The organism is Streptomyces laculatispora (assembly GCF_017353455.1).
Taxonomy (GTDB): Bacteria; Actinomycetota; Actinomycetes; order Streptomycetales; family Streptomycetaceae; genus Streptomyces; species Streptomyces laculatispora.
Genome location: NZ_JAFMPZ010000622.1, coordinates 1 through 5,009 on the forward strand (window position 1 = coordinate 1; position 5,009 = coordinate 5,009).

At 70.4% G+C, this 5,009-nt stretch carries 5 protein-coding genes; all 5 read right to left on the bottom strand.

What is annotated here, in order from left to right:
- On the bottom strand, positions 1-828 hold an 828-nt coding region (locus J1C73_RS32555; RefSeq protein ID WP_207319512.1), incomplete at its 3' end, for a S1 family peptidase.
- A gap of 192 nt (positions 829-1,020) precedes the next feature.
- Positions 1,021-1,977: a tRNA pseudouridine(55) synthase TruB gene (truB, locus tag J1C73_RS32560; protein ID WP_207319513.1), complete on the bottom strand. Its 957-nt coding sequence runs from the start codon at positions 1,975-1,977 to the stop codon at positions 1,021-1,023.
- Entirely contained in the window at positions 1,974-2,426 is a 453-nt protein-coding gene (gene rbfA, locus J1C73_RS32565; RefSeq protein ID WP_123462623.1) for a 30S ribosome-binding factor RbfA, read from the bottom strand. Before rbfA ends, truB begins: the two co-directional genes overlap by 4 nt.
- 24 nt (positions 2,427-2,450) lie before the next feature.
- Positions 2,451-2,747 carry a DUF503 domain-containing protein gene (locus tag J1C73_RS32570; protein WP_073739168.1) on the bottom strand — a complete coding sequence of 99 codons (297 nt, stop codon included), beginning with the start codon at positions 2,745-2,747 and terminating at the stop codon, positions 2,451-2,453.
- A gap of 137 nt (positions 2,748-2,884) precedes the next feature.
- Positions 2,885-5,009 (bottom strand): translation initiation factor IF-2 (gene infB, locus J1C73_RS32575; protein ID WP_207319514.1); only part of this gene is annotated, 2,125 nt, incomplete at its 5' end.

Consider the following 5,009-nt stretch of genomic DNA (forward strand, 5'->3'; position numbering starts at 1 on the left):
GCGGCCCGTACCCGGCTCCCCGACGAGGCCCAGAACCACCGCGGGGTCCCCGGTGGCCGTCGCCGGTCCGGCAGCGGCGAACGCGCTGAACTCCGCGGTGGCTTCGGGCCGTTCCACCGGATCGGGCCAGGCGCTCGGTCCGCCCGCCGAGCCGACCGACATGGCGGTCAGCTGGAGGGCTCCGGCCAGGTTCAGATCGCGGCCGTAGCAGGGGACGCTCATGGCGTTGCGCAGCAGCAGGGCACCCAGCGGTCCCCCGTCGCCCGCCCCGGCCAGCGGAACCGCGCATCCGGCGGCGGCGTGTCCGGCCCGCAGGCCGGTGCCGAGTACCGCGATGACCGCGCCGGTGTCCGGGTCGAGGACCGGCCCGCCCACGGCAGCGCCGCCGAGCAGGAGCGCATCGCGGCCGTCGGTACCGAGGGCCAGTTCCAGCGCCCGGCCGATCCGGTGGGTGACGCCGCCGACGGTGTACGTCACCGGGGCCGGGCCCAGCACGCGTGCCTCGCGCCAGCCGTGCGCGGCGATCGTCACATACGTACCGGCTTCGAACCGCTCCCGCTCCACGATCGGCAGCGGCTGCGCGCCCAGCGCGTCGGGACCGCCGGTGGGCAGGAGCGCGAGGTCCAGCTCGGGCAGGGCGGTGATGTCACCGGCCTCGACGCGGCAACTGCGTCCGTCCGTGCCGTGCAGGACGAGGTGGGTGATCCCGTCGACCGCCTCGTGACTGGTCACGACCGTGCCCCGGTCGTCCGCGACGAACCCGGTCCCCCTCGGCCGGCCGGCCGGATCGCACAGTCGTACCAGCGTCGCCCGGTCCCCGCATCCCATGATCCGACGTTAGGTCCGCCGTGATCAGTGAGAAGCAATCGGAGTAAAAGCGCCCCCGTTTGCCCCCCTGATTCACTCCGAGCGCCTGCCCATTGGGGTGAATCAGGAGCGTTCGGTGGACAGGAAGCGGTGGGGGACCGTGGAGCGGGCACAGGGGTGCTGCCCGCTCCACGGTGCGGATACCGGAGGCGTTCAGCCGAAGACGGCGAGGCTCTTGGCCTTGCCCTTCTGCTCCTCGACCAGGACCAGGAACCGCCCGTCGGGCCCGAAGACCGCGACCGGCCCCGGCGGGTACGCGGGCATGTCCAGCCGCATCCCGTTGAGCAGGAGCTTGGCCCGCTTCTCGTCGACGTCCCAGCGCGGGAACGCCGAGGCGGCGGCCTCGGCCACCGGCATCACGACCAGCTCCTCCTGGTGCTGGTCCAGGGTCCTCGCCCCGTCGAGGCCGTACGGGCCGACGCGGGTGCGCCGCAGCGCGGTGAGATGCCCGCCCACGCCGAGTCCGGCGCCGAGGTCGCGGGCGATGGCCCGGATGTACGTACCGGAGGAGCAGACCACCGAGACGACCAGGTCGACCACCGGGGTGCCGTCCTCGGCGACGGCCTCACGGACGTCGTAGACCTTGAAGGACGAGATGGTCACCGGCCGGGCCGGGATCTCGAACTCCTCGCCGCCGCGCACCCGCGCGTAGGACCGCTTGCCGTCGATCTTGATGGCGCTGACCTTGGACGGCACCTGCATGATGGCGCCGGTCAGTTCGGCGACACCCGCGTCGATGCCCTCGCGTGTCACACCGGAGGCGTCGGTCGACGAGGTGATCTCGCCCTCCGCGTCGTCCGTGACGGTGTCCTGGCCGAGCCGGATCGTACCGAGGTACTCCTTCTCGGTCAGCGCGAGATGGCCCAGGAGCTTGGTGGCCCGCTCCACGCCGAGCACGAGCACGCCCGTCGCCATCGGGTCCAGCGTGCCGGCGTGGCCGACGCGGCGGGTCCTGGCGATACCGCGCATCTTGGCGACGACGTCGTGCGAGGTGAAGCCGGACGGCTTGTCGACGATGACAAGGCCGTCCTCCCGTCGCCCGCCGCCACCCTTGCCGGAGGCCGCTGCGCTCCCGCTCCCTTCCTGGGGCGTCCTGTTCTGCGCTGTCATTCGGAGGCGGTGTCCTCGTCGGTCTCGTCCTCCGGCTTGCGGTACGGGTCGGCGTCGCCCGCGTACGTGGCGCCCGAGGACGCCTCGCGCACCTTGGCGTCCGAGGCCCGTGCCCGGTCGAGGAGGTCCTCGATCGCCTTGGCGTTCTCGGGGAGCGCGTCCGCCATGAAGGCGAGCGTGGGGGTGAACTTCGTCCCCGCCGCCGCACCGACCGCCGAGCGCAGGATGCCCTTGGCGCTCTCCAGGCCGGCTGCCGCGCTCGCCCGGTCCTCGTCGTCGCCGTAGACCGTGTAGAAGACCGTGGCCTCCCGCAGGTCGCCGGTGACACGGGTGTCCGTGATGGTCACGTGCGTACCCAGGCGCGGGTCCTTGATTCCGCGCTGCAGTTTCTCGGCGACCACCTCCTGGATGAGGTCCGCCAGCTTCTTAGCCCGCGCGTTGTCGGCCACTGGTCCGTCTCCTTCTCGCCTTGCTCAATCGTCTTCGTCGCTGTGCAGCCGCCGCCGTACGGACAGCAGCTCCACTTCCGGCCGGCCGGCGATCAACCGCTCGCACCGGTCCAGCACGTCGGTGAGGTGCCCGGTGTCCCCGGAGACCACGGCGAGGCCGATCTCGGCCCTGCGATGGAGGTCCTGGCCGCCCGTCTCCGCCACGCTCACCGCGTACTTGCGCTGGAGCTCGGCGACGATCGGACGGACCACGGAGCGCTTCTCCTTCAGCGACCGTACGTCGCCGAGAAGCAGATCGAAGGACAGTGTCCCCACATACATGTGTGTCCGGATGTCCCGCCGGTTCGGGTTCGTGCCCTGCCGATGATTGGCAGGGACACAAGAACCGTACACGGAACGGCCGGGGCCGATCGACGGAAATACGACCCGTCGACCGGCCCCGACTGTTGAGGTACGGGTCAGCCTCGCGGCTTCTCGCGCATCTCGTACGTCGCGATGACGTCGTCGATCTTGATGTCGTTGAAGTTTCCGAGGTTGATACCGCCCTCGAAGCCTTCGCGGATCTCGGTGACGTCGTCCTTGAAGCGGCGCAGACCGGAGATGTTGAGGCTCTCCGCGATGACCTTGCCGTCGCGAAGCAGGCGCGCCTTGGTGTTGCGCTTGACCTCGCCGGACCGGACCAGCACACCGGCGATGTTGCCCAGCTTGGACGAGCGGAAGATCTCGCGGATCTCCGCCGTACCGAGCTCGACCTCTTCGTACTCCGGCTTGAGCATGCCCTTGAGGGCCGCTTCGATCTCTTCGATCGCCTGGTAGATGACCGAGTAGTACCGGACGTCCACACCTTCGCGGTCGGCCATCTGCGCGGCACGCCCTGCGGCGCGCACGTTGAAGCCGATCACGATGGCGTCGGAGCCGGTCGCCAGGTTGATGTCCGACTCGGTGACCGCACCCACACCGCGGTGCAGGACCCGGATGTCGACCTCTTCACCGACGTCGAGCTGGAGCAGCGAGGACTCGAGAGCCTCCACCGAACCGGACGCGTCGCCCTTGATGATGAGGTTGAGCTCCTGGACCAGACCGGCCTTGAGCGCCTCGTCCAGGTTCTCCAGGGAGAACCGGACACCCTTGCGGGCGAAGTTGGCGTTGCGCTCACGAGCGGCACGCTTCTCGGCGATCTGACGGGCCGTACGGTCCTCGTCGACCACCAGGAAGTTGTCGCCGGCACCCGGGACGTTGGTGAGACCCAGCACGAGGACGGGGGTCGAGGGACCCGCTTCCTCGACGTTCTCGCCCTTGTCGTCGAGCATCGCGCGGACTCGGCCGTACGCGTCGCCGACCACCACCGTGTCGCCGATACGCAGCGTGCCGCGCTGGACCAGGACGGTCGAGACGGCACCGCGGCCGCGGTCGAGGTGGGACTCGATCGCAATACCCTGAGCGTCCTGCTCCGGGTTGGCCCGCAGGTCGAGCGACGCGTCGGCGGTGAGGACGACGGCCTCCAGAAGAGCCTCGATGTTGAGGCCCTGCTTGGCGGAGATGTCGACGAACATCGTGTCGCCGCCGTACTCCTCGGCCACCAGACCGAACTCGGTGAGCTGACCGCGCACCTTGACCGGGTCGGCACCCTCGACGTCGATCTTGTTGACCGCGACCACGATCGGCACGTCGGCCGCCTTGGCGTGGTTCAGCGCCTCGATCGTCTGGGGCATCACACCGTCGTTCGCCGCCACCACGAGGATCGCGATGTCGGTGGACTTCGCACCACGTGCACGCATGGCGGTGAACGCCTCGTGACCCGGGGTGTCGATGAAGGTGATGCGGCGGTCCTCGCCATTGACCTCGGCGCCCACCTGGTAGGCACCGATGTGCTGCGTGATACCGCCGGCCTCGCCCGCGACGACGTTCGTCTTGCGGATCGCGTCCAGCAGCCGGGTCTTACCGTGGTCGACGTGACCCATGACGGTCACGACCGGCGGACGGGAGACCAGGGCCTCTTCGCCGCCCTCGTCCTCGCCGAACTCGATGTCGAAGGACTCGAGCAGCTCGCGGTCCTCCTCCTCGGGGCTGACGATCTCCAGGACGAAGTTCATCTCGTCCGCGAGCATCTTCAGCGTCTCGTCCGGGACGGACTGCGTGGCAGTGACCATCTCGCCGAGGTTCATCATCACGCCGACGAGCGACGCCGGGTTCGCGTTGATCTTCTCCGCGAAGTCCGTGAGCGAGGCACCGCGAGACAGCCGGACAGCCTGCCCGTTGCCGCGGGGCAGCATGACGCCGCCCACCGACGGGGCCTGCATCGACTCGTACTCCTGGCGCCTCTGCCGCTTCGACTTGCGGCCACGACGCGCGGGACCGCCGGGGCGTCCGAAGGCACCCTGTGTGCCACCACGGGCACCGGGGCCACCGGGACGCCCGCCGAAGCCGGGACGACCGCCGAAGCCGCCGCCACCACCGGGACGGCCGGGAGCACCGCCGCCGCCACCGGGACGACCGGCGAAACCGCCGCCGCCGCCACCGGGACCGGCCGGACGGCCTGCGAAGCCGCCGCCACCGGGACGGCCTGCGCCGCCACCGCCGCCG